Below are 5,000 nucleotides of genomic sequence, written 5' to 3'. Positions count from 1 at the left end.
CATGCACAGGCGATGAAGGACGTGATACGCTGCGATAAGCTACGGGGAGGTGCGAATACCCTTTGATCCGTAGATTTCCGAATGGGGAAACCCACCTAAGGTACTTGGAAAATCAGAGCAGCCGGAAGGTCGCAAGGCCGACTTGCTGCTGTGGTTTCCAAGTATCGATAATAGGTAACTTATCCTGAATACATAGGGATAAAGTGGCGAACGCGGGGAACTGAAACATCTAAGTACCCGTAGGAAAGGACATCAACCGAGACTCCGGAAGTAGTGGCGAGCGAACCCGGACCAGGCCAGTGGCGATTGAGAGACAAGCGGAACCTTCTGGAAAGTAGGGCCATAGTGGGTGACAGCCCCGTACGCGTAATGCAATCAATCGTCCTCGAGTAAGGCGGGACACGTGAAATCCTGTCTGAAATTGGGGGGACCACCCTCCAAGCCTAAGTACTCGTGCATGACCGATAGCGAACTAGTACCGTGAGGGAAAGGTGAAAAGCACCCCGACAAGGGGAGTGAAAGAGTACCTGAAACCGATTGCCTACAAACAGTGGAAGCCCAAGGTTCGTCCTGGGTGACCACGTACCTTTTGTATAATGGGTCAGCGACTTAGTGTGACGAGCAAGCTTAAACCGCTAGGTGTAGGCGCAGCGAAAGCGAGTCTGAACAGGGCGTTCAGTTCGTCGCATTAGACCCGAAACCGAGTGATCTAGCCATGAGCAGGTTGAAGGTAAGGTAACACTTACTGGAGGACCGAACCCATAACTGTTGCAATAGTTCGGGATGACTTGTGGCTAGGGGTGAAAGGCCAATCAAACTCGGAAATAGCTGGTTCTCCGCGAAATCTATTTAGGTAGAGCGTCGACCGAATACCCCAGGGGGTAGAGCACTGGATGGGCTAGGGGTCCTCACCGGATTACCAAACCTAACCAAACTCCGAATACCTGGGAGTACTAGTCGGCAGACACACGGCGGGTGCTAACGTCCGTCGTGAAAAGGGAAACAACCCTGACCTACAGCTAAGGTCCCCAAGTTATGGCTAAGTGGGAAAGGATGTGAGGATCCCAAAACAACCAGGATGTTGGCTTAGAAGCAGCCATCATTTAAAGAAAGCGTAACAGCTCACTGGTCTAAATAAGGGTCTTTGCGCCGAAAATGTAACGGGGCTAAAGCCATACACCGAAGCTTAGGGTTTGGTCCGCAAGGGCCAAGCGGTAGCGGAGCGTTCTGTAAGCTGATGAAGCCATACCCGTGAGGGGTGGTGGAGGTATCAGAAGTGCGAATGCTGACATGAGTAACGTAAGGGGAGTGAGAGACTCCCCCGCCGAAAGACCAAGGGTTCCTGCTTAAAGCTAATCTGAGCAGGGTTAGCCGGCCCCTAAGACGAGGCGGAAACGCGTAGTCGATGGGAACCACGTTAATATTCGTGGGCTTGGAGGTAGTGACGGATCATTGAGGTAGTCCAATCTTATCGGATTGAACGGGCTGCTGCGTGGTTCCAGGAAATAGCTCCTCCTTATAAACCGTACCCGAAACCGACACTGGTGGTCTGGTAGAGTATACCAAGGCGCTTGAGAGAACTATGCTGAAGGAACTCGGCAAATTGCACGCGTAACTTCGGAAGAAGCGTGACCCTTTTCCACGCAAGTGGAGGAGGGTGGCACAGACCAGGGGGTAGCGACTGTTTATCAAAAACACAGGGCTCTGCGAAGTCGCAAGACGACGTATAGGGTCTGACGCCTGCCCGGTGCTGGAAGGTTAAGAGGAGGGGTGCAAGCTCTGAATCGAAGCCCCAGTAAACGGCGGCCGTAACTATAACGGTCCTAAGGTAGCGAAATTCCTTGTCGGGTAAGTTCCGACCTGCACGAATGGCGTAACGACTTCCCCGCTGTCTCCAGCATAGACTCAGTGAAATTGAATTCCCCGTGAAGATGCGGGGTTCCTGCGGTTAGACGGAAAGACCCCGTGCACCTTTACTATAGCTTTACATTGGCATTCGTAGTGGCATGTGTAGGATAGGTGGTAGGCTTTGAAACCTGGGCGCCAGCTCAGGTGGAGCCACCCTTGAAATACCACCCTTATTACTATGGATGTCTAACCGCGGCCCGTTATCCGGGTCCGGGACAATGTATGGTGGGTAGTTTGACTGGGGCGGTCGCCTCCTAAAGAGTAACGGAGGCGCGCGATGGTGGGCTCAGAACGGTCGGAAATCGTTCGCTGAGTGCAATGGCATAAGCCTGCCTGACTGCGAGACTGACAAGTCGAGCAGAGACGAAAGTCGGTCATAGTGATCCGGTGGTCCCGCGTGGAAGGGCCATCGCTCAACGGATAAAAGGTACGCCGGGGATAACAGGCTGATGACCCCCAAGAGTCCATATCGACGGGGTTGTTTGGCACCTCGATGTCGACTCATCGCATCCTGGGGCTGGAGCAGGTCCCAAGGGTATGGCTGTTCGCCATTTAAAGCGGTACGTGAGTTGGGTTCAGAACGTCGTGAGACAGTTCGGTCCCTATCTGCCGTGGGTGTAGGAATATTGAAAGGATCTGTCCCTAGTACGAGAGGACCGGGATGGACGGATCTCTGGTGGACCTGTTGTGGCGCCAGCCGCATAGCAGGGTAGCTATATCCGGACGGGATAACCGCTGAAGGCATCTAAGCGGGAAACCCACCTTAAAACGAGTATTCCCTGAGAACCGTGGAAGACGACCACGTTGATAGGCCGGGTGTGGAAGAGCGGCAACGCTTGAAGCTTACCGGTACTAATAGTTCGATCGGCTTGATCGTTCTCATTCCTTATGCTCATCGTGAACACGATGATCTGGCCAGCGCTCACGCATGAGCGGCCCCTCTGGGGCCTGTGCTCCGCGAGGGCGCCGGAAAATCGGCGACGCGCAGTCGCGCTTGCGGGCTTACGCCCGGGGCGCCCTGCAATGAACGTCGCCATTGGCACGGAAAGACGGGCAAACGGCACAAGCCAATAGCGAGCGGGTATCCCCTACTCACTATTCCCTGCTGCCTAATCCCTAACCCAGCTTCTCGAAAGCAACGTGCGTTTTGCCGACCTGGTGGTTATGGCGGAGCGGCTGCACCCGATCCCATTCCGAACTCGGCCGTGAAACGCTCCAGCGCTGATGGTACTTCGTCTCAAGACGCGGGAGAGTAGGTCGCTGCCAGGTCTGCCAAATGCACGTTCTAAATCTTCTCTTCACGATCAAGGCCCGCCAAGGGAACAACGGGCCGCGCAAGCGGCCCTTTCATTTGATGAGCCATCTACCTATCTGTAGGCCATCCTATTCATAGGCCCAGGCTTACGTCCAAAGTTGACGCGGGGTGGAGCAGCCCGGTAGCTCGTCAGGCTCATAACCTGAAGGTCACAGGTTCAAATCCTGTCCCCGCAACCAAACTTAAAACGGCCCGCTCAAGCGGGCCGTTTGTATGTCTGGCGGCCGCTCGAGCCGAACCCCATCAACTGCCCCCGCTTCGAGGCAAAGCCAACCCCGGGATAAAAAAGTCAAATCATCCTCCCCAACCAAAACCGCCCGCCAAACTCCAAGTGGGTGGGCCGGCTTGCTGGCGGCGCCAGCGATTCGCTCCGAATCAGTGGCCCATAACAAGGCGAGCCAACGCCGAACACAACTCAAGCACTCGACCGCAGGATCAGGCTTCTCTCTCCGTATTAAATATTTCAAGCCCGGCTCGTCCATCGCGCCGGGCTTTTTTGCTTTTGGCGCGTCGGCTGACGAGGATTGCTGATTGGCGCGTGGTCGCGGCTGATGCGACATGAGGTTAGTCGGTTGGGCTTGGAGTCCAGCCGGCTTAGGTACTCGCGCCCACGGGCCGCCCATCGGTTTCACGCGCCAACCCTCGATCTCGCTGGCGTCGCCTGGCCGCGTTCTCGATGATGCCGAATCAGCGATGCGGTCCTGTGTTTGAGAGAATCAAGTTACTGAGGCGAATCGTGTCGCCGATGGAGAGTCCGGATCGGACAAAAGTGCCAACAGTTGACATCTATTGCCATATGCATCGTATGCCTCCATATTTTCCCCGGAGGTTGCCATGCCCAATTACGCTTTGAATGACCATTACGAGAGCTTCATCAGGAAGCAGCTCGAATCAGGCCGGTACAACAACGCCAGCGAAGTCGTCCGCGCCGGCCTGCGTATGCTCGAGGACTTCGAGGCGGAGCGGGAGAAATGGCTGCGCGAGGAAATCCCGGCGCGTCTGGCCGAACTTCAACGAGATCCAGTGAAGGGCGTTCCCGCGGAGGCGGTCTTCTCCCGGCTGGAGGCGCGCCATCGTGCGAGGCAGGCGAAAGCCAAGTAGGGAATGGAGTATCAGATCGTCTTCCACCCCGGAGCGGAAGCTGAGCTCGAACAGCTCTATGACGACATAGCCGAACGTGCGTCACCCGCGATCGCCTGGAATTTCGTTGTCGGCATCCGCGATCATTGCCTGGGCTTGTCGACTTTTCCACAGCGCGGCACCGAGCGGCTCGAAATCATGCCTGGGCTGCGGATCATCGGCTACCGCCGCGCCGTCAGCATTGCTTTCGCAGTCGAGGGCGAACAGGTGCTGATCCTGGGCATTTTTTACGCCGGCCGCAATATCACGCCTGAATTGCTGGAAGGCCGGCTCTAAAGCGCTGCCCAGACGGGCACGGCGGTCGGCATTCGCCAAGCGGACAGGCGATTCTCAGGCCAACGCTGCGCCCCCGGGACCGGGGCGACGGAAAGTTTCGGCGGGAATGAGCGGCCGCGAAACGCCGCCCCTGTTCAGCCAAGCCAACTTACGAATTTCGGCTCGGTGGATATCTCCGCGAGAAATCGAAAAAACATCGGAGATGGCTGTTGACAGTTTGGATTGGTGGCGACTATATACGCCTCACCAACGAGGGCGGCTCGCCGCTGGCGACGAAGAAGTTTGCTTCTAAGCCTGCCCTTAGCGAAATTCAAGAGAGCCGCGTAAGCGACACTCGGACGGCCCCGGAGCCAAAAGCGAA

Annotated in this window: 2 protein-coding genes, 1 tRNA gene and 2 rRNA genes (1 of these 5 running past the window's edge); all 5 read left to right on the top strand. The window is 56.2% G+C overall.

Translation table 11 applies throughout. From position 1 onward, the window contains the following. Window positions 1-2,785: ribosomal RNA gene (locus tag X741_RS140335) — 23S ribosomal RNA — on the top strand (it extends 37 nt beyond the left edge of the window). A gap of 277 nt (window positions 2,786-3,062) precedes the next feature. Next, a 5S ribosomal RNA gene (gene rrf, locus X741_RS140340) occupies window positions 3,063-3,177 on the top strand. A 148-nt stretch (window positions 3,178-3,325) separates the two neighbouring features. Further along, window positions 3,326-3,402 (top strand) — tRNA-Met (locus X741_RS140345). Window positions 3,403-4,057: 655 nt separating this feature from the next. Further along, complete coding sequence (locus X741_RS140350; protein ID WP_023780261.1) at window positions 4,058-4,324, top strand: type II toxin-antitoxin system ParD family antitoxin; 267 nt, start codon at window positions 4,058-4,060, stop codon at window positions 4,322-4,324. Between the two features lie 3 nt (window positions 4,325-4,327). Continuing rightward, entirely contained in the window at window positions 4,328-4,639 is a 312-nt protein-coding gene (locus X741_RS140355; RefSeq protein ID WP_023780260.1) for a type II toxin-antitoxin system RelE/ParE family toxin, read from the top strand. Window positions 4,640-5,000: the final 361 nt, after the last annotated feature.

Origin of the sequence: Mesorhizobium sp. LNHC221B00 (assembly GCF_000502935.1) — a bacterium.
Lineage (GTDB): Bacteria > Pseudomonadota > Alphaproteobacteria > Rhizobiales > Rhizobiaceae > Mesorhizobium > Mesorhizobium opportunistum.
This window is presented reverse-complemented; position numbering and strand designations above follow the sequence as displayed.

Excerpts from the sequence above, each read along its gene's own strand:
- X741_RS140355 (WP_023780260.1), top strand. The coding sequence starts at position 4,328 with ATGGAGTATCAGATCGTCTTCCACCCCGGAGCGGAAGCTGAGCTCGAA.
- X741_RS140350 (WP_023780261.1), top strand. The coding sequence starts at position 4,058 with ATGCCCAATTACGCTTTGAATGACCATTACGAGAGCTTCATCAGGAAG.